The sequence below is a fragment of the Anabaena sp. WA102 genome, from assembly GCF_001277295.1.
Lineage (GTDB): Bacteria > Cyanobacteriota > Cyanobacteriia > Cyanobacteriales > Nostocaceae > Dolichospermum > Dolichospermum heterosporum.
Map to the genome: position 1 here is coordinate 1,665,261 of NZ_CP011456.1, position 16,190 is coordinate 1,681,450.

The following is a 16,190-nucleotide window of genomic DNA, read 5'->3' on the forward strand; positions in this document are numbered from 1 at the left end:
AAGGATAGTTAGTCTTTAAGCACGAATATCTTTATCTTTGAATAAATCAGCCGTTGCTAAAAGTAACTCGCGTAAAGTTTGTTTTAATTGACGTTCTTTCTTTGCTATAACTGCACCTGCATCTGTCAATTTTTTTTCTAGAACTGAGTAACTTTCTTTTACTTGTGCTGTGATAGATTCGGCTTTGGGATGGGATTTATCACACCATTGTTTTGCTTCATTTAAATAATCCTGTACTTCTTGATCACTTCCGCTATAACGTGCCGATAAATTGGCTCGAATAATTGCTGACTGTGCTTGTAATTGTGCATAGCGTTTCTTTAATAATCCAATTTCTTCACTATCTTTTATAGAATCAATGGCTGAATCAATCGCAATTTTTGTGTCTGCTGATTTATCTTGACTTGTTTCGATTATCTTCGTTAAAATTCCTTCAATTTCTGCTTGTAGTTCTTCTTCTTCTCTATCTAATTGAGCTTGTAATTGCTTAATTTCGGCTTGAGTTTTGACAATATCTGAGTGTTTTTTCAGATTTATTGCTTCCATCGCTCCTTCAATTGAAGCTACCACTCCTTCTTTAACTTCACTACCTTTTTCTTGTAAATTATCAATGACGGTAGACACAGCATCATTAACTAAATTACGCAGTTCATGAGAACCTTCTTGAAACTCAGAACCTACTTGAGAAACAGCAGATTTGACAATTTCCCGAATGCGTTCAGCTTTTAATTGTCCTGTTTCTTTAGCTTGGTGTAAATCTATTTGAATTTGTTCTTTAATGTTCTTATTTGTGGTCATACTAAATACAAATCTCATTACAACACTTACACTCATTATGGCGAAATCTTTTAGCTATGAACACCCTCTAAAGAGATAAAATCATATCTATCTTTAGGTACTTCAAAGTATTTGGCGATTAGAAAGATGCTTCCACCACGCTACACAAGCAAAGTCTACCTTCGTAGATTCAGCAATTAGAAGTTTTTAACCCACGCAAGTGGGTTTTGTCTGTATAGCCGCGACTTCTAGTCGCCAGGAATTTTTTAGTTAAATGTTGCCAATTTATGAAATAATCAATATTGGTCAATAACTAAATTTTAAATTATGTGGCAGGTAAATATCACTTGCGATGGTGAAGCGTGGAAAGTGTACGGTGCTGAATTTAAGAAAATGGTAGAAAATTACCAAGCTGAATTGATTGGTTCTAAAAAAATGCCAGATGGAAAACGGATCATGTCCTATAAAATTGAAGATGTCAGCGAAGCAGAAGCTTTTCAGGAACAATGTACAAACTTTATCGGCTTCATATCTGATTTTGAAGCCTTATGAAAAAACTAATAGTATTGATATTATGCACATTTTGCTTGTGGACTATCAATTTCACCTCACCCGCTAACGCTTTAGATACAGCCAAAGGGGCAGAAATTTTTAGTTTTCATTGTGCTGGTTGTCATATTAATGGGGAAAATATCATTAGACGCGGTAAAAACTTAAAAAAGAATGCACTTAAAAAATATGGCATGGATTCTTTAGAAGCGATTACAGCCATTGTCACTAATGGTAAGAATAATATGTCAGCTTATAAAAAAAGATTGACAACTGAGGAAATTCAGCAAGTTGCAGCTTATGTTTTGGAACAAGCAGAAAAAGACTGGAAATAACAAGATAAAAAATATGATGTTACCTCAAGAAAGCTATTTACAATTTACTCCCGACTTGAAAATTTGCCGAATTTTAAATGGAATGTGGCAAGTTTCCGGTGGACATGGACGCATTAACCCCAAAACTGCCATTGAGTCTATGTTTCAATATGTTGATGCTGGTTTTACAACCTGGGATTTAGCAGACCATTATGGACCAGCAGAAGATTTTATTGGTGAGTTTCGTCGTCAACTGATAGCGACTCGTGGAGAAGAAGCTGTAAATAATATTCAAGCTTTTACCAAGTGGGTTCCTCGTGCGGGGAAGATGACAAAAAAACTGGTTGAGGAAAATATTGATATTTCTTTGAGAAGAATGGACGTTAAATCATTGGATTTAATGCAGTTTCACTGGTGGGAATATCGAGATGCTAATTATTTAGATGCTCTCAAATATATGGTAGAATTGCAAACAGAAGGTAAAATCAAACATTTAGCTTTAACTAATTTTGATACCGAACATTTGCAAATTATCACCGAAGCAGGAATCAAGATTGTTTCTAATCAAGTGCAGTTTTCTTTAGTTGACAGAAGACCACAGGTAAACATGGTTAAATTTTGTCAAGAACATGATATTAAGTTGTTTACCTATGGTAGTATTTGCGGTGGTTTGTTATCAGAAAAGTATTTGAATAAACCAGAACTTAAAGGCTTAGAAATAAATACCACCAGTTTGAGAAAATACAAACAAATGATTGATAATTGGGGTGGTTGGGGACTATTTCAACAGTTACTAAATACCTTAAAAACCATTGCTAATAAACATCAAGTAAGTATTGCTAATGTGGCTGTAAATTACGTTTTAAATCAGCCAGCAGTTGGGGGTGTAATTGTGGGTGCAAGGTTAGGAATTGCAGAACATTTGTCAGATAATGCTAGGGTGTTTAGTTTCAATTTAGATGCTGAGGATATCGGGAAAATAGATGCAGTTTCTGAACAGTCAAAAGATTTATATAAGTTAATTGGTGATTGTGGAGATGAATATAGACGTTAATTGAACATTTTACTCCCCATTTTCCTTGACCGACCAGCATTGTATTAGATCATTGGGGTCAATTTTAGCGATCGCCTAGCCTGAATTTTCCTAGCCTAGCCTAAATTTTTCTGAATTTTCATGAATTTTATCTGATAATAAAACTAGCCTCTTTAAGCAAAACCTATGGAAACCCTCACCTTAAACATACCTCCCGCAGTAAATTTAACAGATGAGCAGTTTTATCAACTTTGCATTGCCAACGAACCTTGGCAATTAGAACTTACCCAAACGGGAGAATTAATTATTATGCCTCCCACAGGTGGAGAAAGCGGAATTAGAAACTCAGATATAACTACAGATTTAAGTATTTGGAATCGTCAAACTAAATTAGGTAAAGTATTTGATTCTTCTACAGAGTTTAAATTACCCAGTGGTGCTTATCGCTGTCCTGATGCAGCTTGGGTAAAACTAGCACGTTGGGAGGCTTTAAGTAAAGAAGAAAAAAAACGGTTTCCCCCCCTTTGTCCTGATTTTGTGATTGAATTGCGATCAGAAACGGATAGTTTAGAAAAATTACGCGCTAAAATGCGAGAATATCAAAATAATGGGGCGCTTTTAGGTTGGTTAATTGATCCACAAACACCCTTAGTAGAAATTTATCGTTACGGAAAAGATGTAGAAGTTTTAAACTTTGATGTTGACAACCCACCAAAACTTTCTGGTGAAGATATTTTACCGGGCTTTATTCTCGATTTGCAGATAATTTTAAATCCATAGATTCTAAATTTCGGGATGATGATTTCTCAAAAAAATATTCCCACTGGCTACCTCCGCAAGGTTCATCATATCGCTTTTAACGTCCAAAATATGGCAGCATCTCGCCATTTTTATGGTCATATTTTAGGCTTACACGAACTTACAGGGGATGAAATACCAGAAACATTAATAGAACTTGTCAACACCGGAAAAGTCGCCAACTTTGCCACTCCTGACGGTACAATTATTGACTTATTTGGAGAACCAGAATTATTACCACCAGATCCAGATCCCAGTAAGTCTTTCACTAGAGCGTATCATTTAGCCTTTGATATTGATCCAGAACTATTTGACCAAGCATTAGCAGTAATTCAAGAAAATAATTTGGTCATTGCTTATGGACCAGTTTCCCGTCCTACTGGTAGAGGAGTGTATTTTTATGATCCCGATGGGTTTATGATTGAAATTCGTTGTGATCCTGATTAAATGAGACAGTGGGAAAATTTCGATAATTAAAGGCAATATAAAAGCAATATACAGCACTTCCCGGTGTTATGAGGTACAAGAACCCCACCCCCAACCCCCTCCCCAACCCCCTCCCCGCAAGCGATGAGGGGGCTAAGATGTAACTCATATCATTGGAAACTACTGTAAGTAGGTGAACACAATAAGAGAATAAGAGAACTCCACAAAAAAGATGATCCAATCTTGTGGGATGGGCATCTTGCCCGTCCTTTTATTATTAGCGGGCAAGATGCCCGCACCACAAGAAATTTTGGGATATTTTTTTAATTGGAAGTCTATAAAACCAAGGTGTGTAAAGAAAAAAGAAAAGTAAAATCGTCCAAAGCTTCTTCACTCTTGCCTTTTGCCTCTTGCCTCTTGCCTCTTGCCCTCCCATAAAGACAATTTTCAATGCTAACCTACTGTAATTGAGGGTGGGGAAACCCTACGGATTTTGGGATATTTGAAATAAGGCTAGAAATGTACATTCCCAAACCAAACGAGGTTGGGCGTAACAAAGTAAATGTTTCCGAGTTTTTTCTAATTGTTGAATAATTTTAGGTTCATGTATTTGTTGCCAATAGTATTGTTGTAAATAGTCAATTAACCATAATTGGGCTTCTGTATCTAATTCTTTATCAATTTTTTTACCTAATTCTAAAGCATGACGGTAAGATGTTGGCGTTTTTTTCACCTGGGCGATAAATTCGCTAGGAATGGTTTGTAATTGTTGGTAGGAGGAAATGGCATTTCCTGGACTACCTGCGGCTATATTTAAAACTTCTGGATGTTGCAAAATTTCGGCATTTCCTGTTTGTGTCAATACCTCAGTCATAGCCGCAGTATTTAACCGATAAAAGGGAACTTTTTGACAACGGGATACTAAAGTTGGTAGCACAGATTCGGGGGAGGGAGCAATTAAAATTAATGTCGCTTTTCCCGGTTCTTCTAAAGTTTTTAACAACGCATTTGCCGCAGATTCCGCCATTGTTTCTGCTTGTTCTAATACTATGATATTCCGCGCTGCTTCCAATGGTGGACGAGAAAGAAATTGCGTAATTTCTCGAATTTGTTCTAAACGAATAACCGGTGGTGCTTTGCGTTTAACTCCCTTTTCGGCTGCTTCTGCTGGGGTGAGTCTTTGTCCTTGATATTGATAAGTTGGTTCTACCCACAATAAAGCTGGATGATTTCTTTGCTGAATGCGATTGTGTAAAATGGGAATTTGATCGGGTTTTATAGAACTAGAAAAAAGTAATTCAATAAAACATTTTGCTGCTAAACTTCTGCCTACACCATCAGCACCCACAAACATATAAGCTGGTGCAACTCGATGTTGTTTAACGGATTGAGTTAATAATTCTACCGCTTGCTGTTGTCCGATTAATGACGAGAACATAGTTATGAAAACAGGCGTTGCTGTAAAATTTCCTGGATACTTTTTTGAACGATATCTTGACTGTCATTGCCATCTATTCGCACAATTCGGGATGGATTGGATGCAGCTAATTCTGTATATCCTTGCTGTACCCGACGATGAAAAGTAATAGTTTCCTGTTCAATTCTATCTAGTTTAGCTTGTCCCCGTTTGCGGGATAGTCCTACCTCTACATCTACATCTAACCAAATAGTTAAATCACTTTCTAAGCCACCAGTAGCAATCTGATTAAGTTGATGAATGAGATTCATATTTAAACCTCTACCATAACCTTGATAGGCGATAGTAGAATCAGTATAGCGATCGCACAGAATAAATTTCCCTATGGCTAAATTAGGTTTTAACTCTTCTTCAATATGTTGTGACCTGTCCGCTGCATATAATAATAGTTCCGTGACTTCCCCCACCGGCTTACTTGGTGACTTTTCCAATAATAACGCCCGTAAATCCTTTCCTAACTCCGTTCCCCCTGGTTCACGAGTCAGTATTACTGATATATTTAAGCTTTCTAACCACTGAAAACACCGTTGCATCTGAGTAGTTTTACCACAACCCTCCACACCTTCAAATACAATGAACTTACCACTCATGTTGTTAAATTTTGTAAATACTGATTTTTTAGACATCCCTATTTATATAAACTCTACACCAAAAGCAAACCTTATATGATTGCCCCAAATATCGCAGTAGACACGAAGACGTGGTGCTACATTAACTCCAAGAGTCAGATCCCCGACTTCTTAGAGAAGTCGGGGATCTGGGTATGAGTGCAAAATAAATTGAACATTATAAAAATCCCTAAACTAATCAATTTTGTAGGGGTCAAATTTTCACACAATATGATGAAAAATAATTTTCAGTAAATCCCCTTGAGAAAAAGGCTTTTCTAAATAGCCATTAGCCCTCACAAATTTGGCTTTAGCTTTATCTCTTAATCCGATTCTTTCGGTCATCAAAATCACAGGAGTATTTTTATAATGCGAGTGTTTCCGCAATAAAGAACAGATTTCATAGCCATCTAAATTAGGCATTTCTACATTTAATAAAATCATATCGGGCTGTACTCGCAAAATTTCCATTAAAGCTTGGGAAGAATCCATGAATTTCAGCACAGAAAATATTTGCTCATCTAAAAAATTTTCCACAGTATTTAATATGCTATAATCATTGTCCACACCCAAAATACTATATTTCTTCCTCTCCCTAACTGGGGAGTTTATCGGCTGATGTATATGTAGTTGAGAATCAACTTGCTCAGAATTGCTTTTAGGTAACTGTTCGTGATATGTAGTATGTGACGGGGATTGATGATGATTTTCAAAATTCAAATTTTCCTGAACATCAACCTTAACCCCTGATTGACATTGTTCTACTAAAGTTCTTAAATTTAAATGACAAAATTTAGGAAGATTATCTAAAAAAGTATGTCGAACAAATTCATAACTGCCATATTCTAAATCTAGTAATGATTCTAAAACCTCCAATGCTAATTGTTCAATCAACAAAGCAGTCTGAAAGTGACTAATATATTTTTGATTAACTAACCAACAAATTGCTAAATAATCTGGATTTGGTATTGACTGATTTTCAAGATCCTTTTCAAAAATCATCCGTACCTGTTCATTAATACCCATAGGAAGAGTCGAAATTTGCTGACTCAATCTCTGTAAATTACGATAAAGAGGTTCAAACATTTCCTCAGAATAACCAGCGTAAATTAGTTTACCCTGATCCATATATATTGACCAAGCACCCGACTCACTAAATACCTGCAAACAACCAGTAAAAGAATTATTAGTAATCTTTTTTAATAAGCTAATTGGTTGGATATTTTGAAAAAATCTATATCTACTAATCGGAATTGTGTTAATATGCTGGGATTGATCATTAAAATTTTCTCTCATGATCATTTAATTAGTGAATTTTACAAGGGTTTTGAATTATAAGTATTCAAGTATTACTTTTAGGTTACTATAGATTTTTTAGAGAAATAAAAAACTATCTTAAACATAAGATGAAAAAATGAAGTACAGCGGTTCTCCCAGAACATTTTGAACCTCAATGTTTCTTAAAACACCCCATACCTAATCGTGTCTGCAATTAATAGCATCCAAGTTACCGAAAATAGCGATCGCCTAGATCGCTACTTATCTCAAGAGTTATCAGATTTATCCCGTTCTCGCATCCAGCAGTTAATAGAACAGGGTCATGTTCAAATTAATGACAAGATTTGCACATCTAAAAAGATTAACCTGAAAACAGGCGATCGCATTACCCTGGAACTTCCCACCATTCAACCTTTAGAAGTAATCGCAGAAGATATTCCCCTAGACATCCTCTACGAAGACGACGAACTCATCATTCTCAATAAACCCGCAGGTTTAGTAGTCCACCCCGCACCCGGACATCCTGACGGGACTCTAGTTAATGCCATATTGGCACACTGTCCCAACTTACCAGGAATCGGTGGCGTGCAACGTCCGGGAATTGTCCATCGTTTAGATAAAGATACAACAGGAGCAATTGCGATCGCCAAAACAGACCTAGCTTACCAACACCTACAAGCGCAACTACAAGCAAAAACCGCCAGAAGAGAATATTTAGGACTAATTTACGGTGTTCCCAAAACAGAAACCGGAATTATAGATTTACCTATTGGACGCAATCCCCAAGACCGTAAAAAAATGGCTATTGTTTCTATAGAAGATGGTGGACGCAACGCCATTACTCATTGGCGTGTAAAAGAACGGTTTGGCAACTACACCTTAATTCACTTCCAACTAGAAACAGGACGCACCCATCAAATTCGCGTTCACAGCGCCAAAATGGGTCATCCCATCGTCGGCGACCCCATTTATAGTTCAGGTCATTCCCTGGGTGTAAATTTGCCGGGACAAGCATTACACGCTTGGAAACTCCAGCTACAACATCCCGTTTCTGGGGAGTTAGTCGCAGTCACAGCACCCCTTCCCCGCAGCTTGACAACTTTACTGGAAGTCCTGCGCCGTCGTAGTGGTATTTATTAAGAATTCCTGAAAAAATAGCCATTTAGTCTCATTTTGTGAGTTTTACCTTTGGAAAAATTTATATCCCCCCAGGGGGGAAAAAAAAGAAAATTTCCCAAATATTTAGAAATGTAAATTTAACATTCCTTAACAAAAATTATAAAACTCACATAGAAGCTAAAAAAAGCTTTGGTGTAGTTATATCAAGAGTTTACAGCAAAATTAAAACAGTCTTTAACCGCCGAGTATTGCGATTTTTTGCAAAAAATATAAAGTTATGTAACGTAAATATAAGAATTTTCTCAGCTATACCCCTTATATAGGAAGGATTTGAGCCTTATCTTAGGCTATGATCTCATTTATTCATAATTTGTAACGAATAAAGACTCTATAGCATTGTATAAACATAAACTGTAGGGGTTAAACAACAGAGGAAAGTTGAAAAAAGCAGGCAATTCATCAAGTTTGCCACTTTCTCATAAAATTTTCCTTGACTCTCATAATTTTTGGTTTGTAAACTGTAAACTAGTAAATGAGAGAGCGAATTGAGAAACGCTTTGATTTGACTCCGTTGCGAACAAATCCAAATTAGTTTTAATTTAGACATCTCTCAACTAAGTAATTTAGGAGATTAGAGTCCATGACATTAGATGTATTTTCCAAGGTTGTTTCCCAAGCCGACGCTAGAGGCGAATTCCTCAGCACCGAACAACTAGATGCTTTAAGTGCAGTTGTAGCTTCCGGCAACAAGCGTTTAGACGCTGTTAACCGCATTACAAGCAACGCTTCCGCTATCGTTACCAACGCAGCTCGTTCTTTATTTGAAGAACAGCCTCAATTGATCGCTCCCGGTGGTAATGCTTACACCAACCGTCGGAACGCTGCTTGTCTACGCGACATGGAAATCATTTTACGCTATGTTACCTACGCCGCTATCGCTGGTGACGCTAGTGTTCTTGATGACCGTTGCTTGAACGGCTTGCGCGAAACATACCAAGCTTTGGGTACTCCTGGTAGCTCTGTAGCAGTTGGTGTTGGTAAAATGAAAGAAGCAGCGATCGCTATCGTTAACGATCCTAACGGTATCACCAAAGGTGATTGCAGTTCTTTGGTTTCTGAATTGGCAAGCTACTTCGACCGCGCTGCGGCTGCTGTTGTTTAATAATTCATGACAAATTGGCTCAAACCTGAATTGAGCTTTTCCCATAGTCTGCATGGCGTAGCCATACAAAAAAAGCAAGAAACTATCTAGGAGATTTTCACCAATGAAAACACCAATTACCGAAGCAATCGCATCTGCTGATACCCAAGGACGCTTTTTAAGCAATACCGAATTACAAGCAGTTAACGGTCGTCTAGTTCGTGCCGCTGCCAGCATGGAAGCTGCTCGTGGTTTAACAGCTAACGCTCAAAAATTGATTGACGGTGCTACTAGCGCCGTATACAGCAAATTCCCTTACACCACCTCCACACAAGGCAATCAATTCGCAGCTGATCCTCGTGGTAAAGCTAAGTGCGCCCGTGACGTTGGTCACTACCTCCGCATCATCACCTATAGCTTAGTTGCTGGTGGTACAGGTCCTTTGGATGAGTTCTTAATTGCCGGTTTAGCTGAAGTTAACGCCGCATTTGACTTATCTCCTAGCTGGTACGTAGAAGCATTGAAATCCATCAAAGCTAGTCATGGTCTAAGTGGTCAAGCTGCTAACGAAGCTAATACCTACATTGACTACGCAATCAACGCTCTTAGCTAGATAGCGTCATGCCCGGAGAGGGATACAATTGTTAGATGGATTTACCCCTAAAGGGGTTCACCAGTCGTTCATGGGGAGTCACTGCGTAAGTTAGAAAACATTCTGACTGGGAATTGAGTGGCGTTAAGACCATACATGATCACTCTGGTTCACCTAGCAATTGGATCTAGCTCCGGGCATAGTTTTATGTACAGATAAAACAGGTCAAGAGGCAAGAGGCAAGAGGCAAGAGGCAAGAGGCAAAAGGCAAGAGGCAAAAGGCAAGAGGCAAGAGGCAAGAGGCAAGAGGCAAGAGGTAAGAGGTAAATCCTACTGACCACTGACCACTGACAACTGACAACTGACCAAGCTTTATTCAGCCAAAATTCGGCACAATAAAGGGGAAAAATATGGCAATTACAACAGCAGCATCCAGACTGGGGACAGAGCCTTTTAGCGACGCACGCAGAGTTGAACTGCGCCCCAACGCCAGCCGTGAAGAAGTCGAATTAGTAATTCGTGCCGTTTATCGGCAAGTCTTAGGAAATGACTATATATTGGCATCAGATCGCTTAATCAGCGCAGAATCACTGCTACGCGATGGCAACTTGAGCGTCCGTGAGTTTGTTCGCAGCATCGCTAAATCAGAACTCTACAAAGCTAAATTCTTCTACAACAGTTTTCAAACCCGGTTAATTGAACTCAACTATAAACATTTGTTGGGTCGCGCACCATACAATGAGTCCGAAGTAACTTACCACTTAGACTTATATATTAACCAAGGTTACGACGCAGAAATTGACTCCTACATTGATTCTGAAGAATATCAAAATAGCTTTGGGGAAAGTGTTGTTCCCTACTATCGCGGTTTTGATTTTCAAATAGGACAAAGTGCAGCCGGATTTACTCGGATGTTCCGTTTATACCGGGGTTATGCAAACAGCGATACTGCTCAAGTCGAAGGTTCTAAATCTCGTTTAGCGCGGGAATTAGCTAGTAATCAGACCTCATCAGTTGTTGGACCATCTGGCAGTAATGAAAACTGGGGTTTCCGTGTATCTGCGGGTAACGCTCCTAAGCAAAACTTGGGTAATGCTGTAGGAGAATCAAATCGTACCTACCGAGTTGAAGTTACAGGCATCCGCAATCCAGGATACCCCAGCGTGCGCCGCAGCAGCACAGTATTTATTGTACCTTACGAGCGCCTTTTAGACAAAATGCAGCAAATTCATCGAGTTGGCGGCAAAATTGTCAGCGTAATTTCAACCTAAGATCCGGTGCTGTTCACCGACAAAACTCATCATAGGAGATATAGAAGTAATGTTCGGTCAAACCACACTTGGCGCTAGTAGCGTTTCCTCATCTGCAAGCCGCGTATTTCGTTACGAAGTTGTCGGCTTAAAGCAAAACGAAGAAAGCGACAAAAATAAATTTGACATTCGCCGCAGTGGTAGCGTGTTTATTACCGTACCCTACAGCCGGATGAATGAGGAAATGCAACGAATTAGCCGTTTAGGTGGCAGAATAGTCAAAATTGAAACTTTGACAGTAGCAGAATAAACATAACGCCCTGGCAATGATAGAAACCAGTGGAGAAGCATATTCTGTAGAGAATGCCCCAAATCTCACACCAGAGATAGCGATCGCTAACCTGCAATCATCAGATTTAAGTCTCCGCTATTATGCTGCTTGGTGGTTGGGTAAGTTCCGGGTCAGTCAGCCAGAAGCCATAGACGCACTGATCAAGGCGTTAGAGGATGAATCTGACAGAACCGAACTGGGTGGTTATCCCTTACGGCGTAATGCCGCGAGGGCGCTTGGTAAATTGGGCAACCTAAAAGCCGTACCAGGTTTGATTAAGTGTTTAGAATGTAGTGATTTTTATGTCCGCGAAGCAGCAGCCCAATCTTTAGCTATGCTTCAGGATAAAACCGCATTACCAGCACTGATCAAACTGCTCGATGGGGGAGTTGACCAAGCTGTACAAGTACCTGGTTTTCCCCACCTTGCCCAACCCTATACAGCAGTATTAGAAGCCTTAGGAGCTATGGGTGCAACTGAGGCTATTTCCCTTGTGCAGCCTTTTCTCAAGCATTCTGTTCCTCGATTACAATGCTCCGCCGCGAGAGCCATGTACCAACTGACACAAGACTCTATTTATGGTGAGTTATTAGTGAAAACTTTGGCAACAGGTGATTTGAAAATGCGTCGCGTTGTGTTGGGGGATTTAGGGGCGATTGGGTATTTGGCAGCAGCAGAGGCGATCGCCCAAGCGCAAGTGGAAAGTAGCTTTAAACTTATTGCTTTAAAAGGACTATTAGAGTATCAACTGCCAGAACAGTCTGATACTTTTGATATATCCGAACCAGCTATCCGAATCATGAATCTCATAGATTCACTCTTATAGTCAGTAGTCAGTTGTTAATTGTCAGTTGCAAAACTACTGACCGTTCGGCTGACGCTCACGGCGAAGCCACTGACCACTGACCACTGACCACTGACGACTAATCAAATGGATGAACTAATTCGGGCTGTCACCGTAGCAGAAACACCTGAGCAAATGGTGACAGCAGTTAAAAATTTGGCAGCAGCCAAAGATCCATTGGCAATTCCTACCTTAATTGCCGTCTTTGGTTATAACAATCCAGCAGCGGCCATAGTGGCGGCAGCCGGGTTGACGGAGTTGGGAGAAATAGCAGTGCCACAATTGCTAGACCAAATTGATGATTATAACTATGGCGCACGGGCTTATTCGATTCGTACAATAGCTGCGATCGCAGATCCCCGTGCTTTGGATATTCTCATCTCCACTGCATTGACTGACTTTGCCCCTAGTGTCCGCCGTGCTGCTGCGAAGGGATTAGGAAACATACATTGGCAGAAATTAGCACCTACTGAAGCTGAAATAGCCATTAACCGCGCCCTAGAGACACTTCTGTTGATTTGCGAAGATCCAGATTGGTCAATTCGTTATGCTGCTATTGTTGGGTTACAAGCTTTAGCAAAAGTAGCTATAGTGCAATTACCTATTTCGGCTAAATTTCAATTAATGCTGACTAACGATACTGAAAAAGCCGTTCGCGCTCGCGTTCAGTTAGCCTTGGCTCAGTAAACTGATTTATATACCATATAACAAGGTAAAAGTAAAGATGTCAATACCACTACTAGAATATGCGCCCAAGTCGCAAAACCAGCGAGTAGAAGGTTATGAAGTTGCCAACGAAGACACCCCAACTACTTATCGCTTAGATAGAGCTACCTCAGACCAAGATATTGATAGCATCATCTGGGCTGCATATCGCCAAATTTTCAGCGAACATTTGATTTTAGCCAGCTACAAGCAAACCGCTTTAGAATCACAACTGCGAAATCGGGCGATTACCCTCCGTGATTTTATTCGAGGTTTAGGTAAATCAGACGTTTACCATACCCAAGTAGCGGATACAAATTCTAACTATCGCTTAGTTGACATCACCTTAAAACGTTTCTTAGGTCGGGCTGCTTACAACAAAGACGAAGAAATTGCTTGGTCAATTGTGATTGCTACCAAAGGTTTACACGGTTTTATAGATGCTCTATTAGAATCAGACGAGTATTTAGACAACTTTGGTGATGATGTTGTCCCCTACCAACGTCGTCGCTTTGGCTCACGCCCCTTTAACCTAGCTAACCCCCGTTATGGTGCTGACTGGCGCGATACTCAAAACCTGCGTGGTTTGGCTGGTCGTTCCTACTACAGTATCCGCACATCAGGACAACTGACCACAGCAGATATCCGTCGGGCGATTCCCGCCAACTTCTTCATTATGGCGGGAACAATTATTACCAACGAATGCAACTACCAACGCAGTTTGGCGACAGCCCAATCTTTCGTTAGTAACACCGCAATACCTGACACTAGCAGAGATAACCAAGAACAACCCAGCATTAAACCTGTGGCAGTTTCCTTACCCTATCGTTACATCCCTGCTAATGCTAAAAATTAGTCATTGGTAATTGGTAATTGGTAATTGGTAATTGGAAAATACGGCGTTGCTGATTAAGAGTATGATTTTATTATGCCTACGGCACGCTGCGCGAACACGCAGAGGCGCTCCAGTCGCAGAGAGTAAGAGTTTCATTTTTTTGATTTTTCAATTTCATACCTCAATTCAGCAACGCCGAAAATACTTATTCCCTGTTCCCTGTTCCCTGTTCCCTGTTCCCTGTTCCCTGTTCCCTAACAACTGACAAACATGACAATACCTTTACTAGAATACAAACCCAGTTCTCAAAACCAGCGTGTTTCTGGTTATGAAGTTCCCAACGAAGATACACCCAAAATTTACCGCATCGAAGACTACGGCTTTGGTGGAGAAGTAGAAGAACTAATTTGGGCGGCTTATCGGCAACTTTTTAGCGAACACGTAATTCTCAAATTTTACCGCCAAGTTCACTTAGAATCCCAAGTCAAAAACAAAGCCATTACCGTCCGCAATTTTATCCGGGGTTTAGCAAAATCTGAAGCTTTCCAAAATTTGGTAATTCAGAGTAACTCCAACTACAGATTAGTAGAAATTGGACTAAAACGGTTATTGGGTCGCGCACCTTATAACAAAGAAGAAGAAATCGCTTGGTCAATTGTGATTGCTACCAAAGGTTGGGGCGGTTTTGTGGATGCTTTACTAGATTCTGAAGAATATCAAAACAACTTTGGGGAAAATATCGTTCCCTACCAAAGACGACGTTATAAAGATAGACCCTTTAATTTAGTAACACCACGATACAGCGACTACTGGCGCGACCAAATCGAGGATGCTCGTTACAAATGGGGCGACATCAAAAACTTTTTGGATATGGCAAATTCCATTAAGATTAAAACAGTGCCTCACACACCAGTTAGCACTGCCAACATCCAAATTCCTAACACTACCAGAGACACCAAATCAACAGGTATTCCTGTTTCTATTAGTCCTAGTGCTAGTTTTCCCCTGCGCTAAGGAATGTGAATTAAATAAGGTGCAAAAGTAGGGTGTGTTAGCGACAGCGTAACGCACCATTCCAGGTTACATCAGAATTGCAGGTTATTAAATTTGCGTTCCTAAATAGTTTTTTAACTAGCTGGGAAATTTCGGTGATAAAAGTGACAAAGTTTGCATTTTTTTCAGGATTTTAATTTTAGTTATTTCGCTAAGTATTACGACATTTTAAGATGCCAACTTTACCAAAAGGCAGGTTCTTTAAAATGGCAATTCCTTTACTTAAATACAAACCTACAACTCAAAACCAAAGAGTGAACAGCTTCGGTACGGCAGATATTAACGAAGACAATCCTTATATCTACCGAATTGAAAATGCTAATTCTTCCGGCGAACTTGAACAACTAATTTGGGCTGCTTATCGCCAAATCTTCAACGAACAGGAGATTCTCAAATTTAACCGTCAAATTACCCTAGAAACCCAACTCAAAAATAGGTCAATTACGGTTAAAGACTTCATTCGTGGTTTGGTGAAATCAGAGCGATTTTATCAGCTAGTTGTAACACCTAATAACAACTATCGGTTGGTAGAAATGGTTCTAAAAAGAATTTTGGGTCGTTCTCCCTATAATGAGCAAGAAAAAATTGCTTGGTCAATTCAAATTGCTACTTTAGGTTGGGGAAAATTTGTAGATATTCTGATTGATAGTAGCGAGTATGAACAAGCCTTTGGTGAGTATACCGTACCCTATCAACGCAAACGAATGACCACAGACCGACCAATCAGCTTTACTCCCCGCTATGGTGCTGATTATCGTGACCGGGCAGGTATTGTCCAAAAATGGCCGTATATTCGTCAATGGCGTGGAGGTTTCTACCCAGGCTCTGGGCAAAATGTTGATTTGGGGGCATTGTCTGCTGTATTACTGGTAATAACCGCAGGCATCACTTTCTTGTTGATTCTCAATTGGTTAGGAATTAGTGATATCTACTAACCTTTTGAGGGGAAAATAAGTAAGTAATCCCGCCTCAGAATGAATTCTGAGTCTAATAGCAAAAGTCGTCTCAAGACGACTGAAAAAAAAGTTTATAGTCCGTTTTAACGGACTTTAGTTATTAG

At 39.6% G+C, this 16,190-nt stretch carries 19 protein-coding genes; 15 read left to right on the forward strand and 4 right to left on the reverse strand.

Annotated features, from left to right (window positions below):
• Positions 1-15 precede the first annotated feature (15 nt).
• Positions 16-798, reverse strand: coding sequence for a hypothetical protein (locus tag AA650_RS07235; protein WP_053538515.1), 783 nt, complete (start codon positions 796-798; stop codon positions 16-18).
• 306 nt (positions 799-1,104) lie between these two features.
• Here AA650_RS07235 and AA650_RS07240 point away from each other — a divergent pair, with 306 nt between their 5' ends.
• From AA650_RS07240 to AA650_RS07260, 5 genes are all read left to right on the forward strand, one after another.
• Positions 1,105-1,329 carry a hypothetical protein gene (locus tag AA650_RS07240; RefSeq protein ID WP_053538516.1) on the forward strand — a complete coding sequence of 75 codons (225 nt, stop codon included), beginning with the start codon at positions 1,105-1,107 and terminating at the stop codon, positions 1,327-1,329.
• Positions 1,326-1,661, forward strand: a complete 336-nt coding sequence (gene petJ, locus AA650_RS07245; protein WP_027402187.1) for a cytochrome c6 PetJ — start codon at positions 1,326-1,328, stop codon at positions 1,659-1,661. The genes AA650_RS07240 and petJ overlap by 4 nt, the downstream gene beginning before the upstream one ends.
• Positions 1,662-1,674: 13 nt before the next feature.
• On the forward strand, positions 1,675-2,694 hold the full coding sequence (locus tag AA650_RS07250) for an aldo/keto reductase (protein WP_053538517.1): 1,020 nt from the start codon (positions 1,675-1,677) through the stop codon (positions 2,692-2,694).
• A 165-nt stretch (positions 2,695-2,859) separates the two neighbouring features.
• Positions 2,860-3,453 carry a Uma2 family endonuclease gene (locus tag AA650_RS07255; RefSeq protein WP_039200917.1) on the forward strand — a complete coding sequence of 198 codons (594 nt, stop codon included), beginning with the start codon at positions 2,860-2,862 and terminating at the stop codon, positions 3,451-3,453.
• 18 nt (positions 3,454-3,471) lie between these two features.
• On the forward strand, positions 3,472-3,918 hold the full coding sequence (locus tag AA650_RS07260) for a VOC family protein (RefSeq protein WP_053538518.1): 447 nt from the start codon (positions 3,472-3,474) through the stop codon (positions 3,916-3,918).
• A 463-nt stretch (positions 3,919-4,381) separates the two neighbouring features.
• Here the strand turns inward: AA650_RS07260 and AA650_RS07265 are convergent, their stop codons facing one another.
• The 3 genes from AA650_RS07265 to AA650_RS07275 all read right to left on the reverse strand — a co-directional run bounded on the left by AA650_RS07265 (position 4,382) and on the right by AA650_RS07275 (position 7,245).
• Positions 4,382-5,335, reverse strand: a complete 954-nt coding sequence (locus AA650_RS07265; RefSeq protein ID WP_053538519.1) for a DNA polymerase III subunit delta' — start codon at positions 5,333-5,335, stop codon at positions 4,382-4,384.
• Positions 5,336-5,337: 2 nt separating this feature from the next.
• A complete protein-coding gene (tmk, locus tag AA650_RS07270; RefSeq protein WP_039200915.1) occupies positions 5,338-5,964 on the reverse strand; it encodes a dTMP kinase in 627 nt (208 codons plus the stop codon).
• Positions 5,965-6,204: 240 nt separating this feature from the next.
• On the reverse strand, positions 6,205-7,245 hold the full coding sequence (locus AA650_RS07275) for a response regulator (protein ID WP_053541213.1): 1,041 nt from the start codon (positions 7,243-7,245) through the stop codon (positions 6,205-6,207).
• A 219-nt stretch (positions 7,246-7,464) separates the two neighbouring features.
• On the opposite strand from AA650_RS07275, the gene AA650_RS07280 reads away from it, so the two are divergent.
• The 10 genes from AA650_RS07280 (at position 7,465) to AA650_RS07325 (ending at position 16,065) form a co-directional block, all read left to right on the forward strand.
• Positions 7,465-8,400 (forward strand): RluA family pseudouridine synthase, encoded by a 936-nt coding sequence (locus AA650_RS07280; RefSeq protein ID WP_053538520.1) that lies wholly within the window; start codon positions 7,465-7,467, stop codon positions 8,398-8,400.
• 619 nt (positions 8,401-9,019) lie between these two features.
• Positions 9,020-9,541: a phycocyanin subunit beta gene (locus AA650_RS07285; protein WP_027402197.1), complete on the forward strand. Its 522-nt coding sequence runs from the start codon at positions 9,020-9,022 to the stop codon at positions 9,539-9,541.
• A gap of 103 nt (positions 9,542-9,644) precedes the next feature.
• Complete coding sequence (gene cpcA, locus AA650_RS07290; protein WP_027402198.1) at positions 9,645-10,133, forward strand: phycocyanin subunit alpha; 489 nt, start codon at positions 9,645-9,647, stop codon at positions 10,131-10,133.
• A 389-nt stretch (positions 10,134-10,522) separates the two neighbouring features.
• Positions 10,523-11,383, forward strand: coding sequence for a phycobilisome linker polypeptide (locus tag AA650_RS07295; protein WP_053538521.1), 861 nt, complete (start codon positions 10,523-10,525; stop codon positions 11,381-11,383).
• Between the two features lie 49 nt (positions 11,384-11,432).
• Positions 11,433-11,672, forward strand: coding sequence for a phycobilisome linker polypeptide (locus tag AA650_RS07300; protein ID WP_053538522.1), 240 nt, complete (start codon positions 11,433-11,435; stop codon positions 11,670-11,672).
• A gap of 16 nt (positions 11,673-11,688) precedes the next feature.
• Positions 11,689-12,519, forward strand: coding sequence for a HEAT repeat domain-containing protein (locus AA650_RS07305; RefSeq protein WP_053538523.1), 831 nt, complete (start codon positions 11,689-11,691; stop codon positions 12,517-12,519).
• Between the two features lie 105 nt (positions 12,520-12,624).
• Positions 12,625-13,224: a HEAT repeat domain-containing protein gene (locus AA650_RS07310; RefSeq protein ID WP_053538524.1), complete on the forward strand. Its 600-nt coding sequence runs from the start codon at positions 12,625-12,627 to the stop codon at positions 13,222-13,224.
• A 37-nt stretch (positions 13,225-13,261) separates the two neighbouring features.
• On the forward strand, positions 13,262-14,098 hold the full coding sequence (locus AA650_RS07315) for a phycobilisome rod-core linker polypeptide (protein WP_039200908.1): 837 nt from the start codon (positions 13,262-13,264) through the stop codon (positions 14,096-14,098).
• A gap of 249 nt (positions 14,099-14,347) precedes the next feature.
• Positions 14,348-15,091: a phycobilisome rod-core linker polypeptide gene (locus AA650_RS07320; RefSeq protein ID WP_053538525.1), complete on the forward strand. Its 744-nt coding sequence runs from the start codon at positions 14,348-14,350 to the stop codon at positions 15,089-15,091.
• A 245-nt stretch (positions 15,092-15,336) separates the two neighbouring features.
• The gene (locus tag AA650_RS07325) at positions 15,337-16,065 is read left to right on the forward strand and encodes a phycobilisome rod-core linker polypeptide (RefSeq protein ID WP_027402205.1); all 729 of its coding nucleotides are present in this window, start codon (positions 15,337-15,339) and stop codon (positions 16,063-16,065) included.
• Positions 16,066-16,190: the final 125 nt, after the last annotated feature.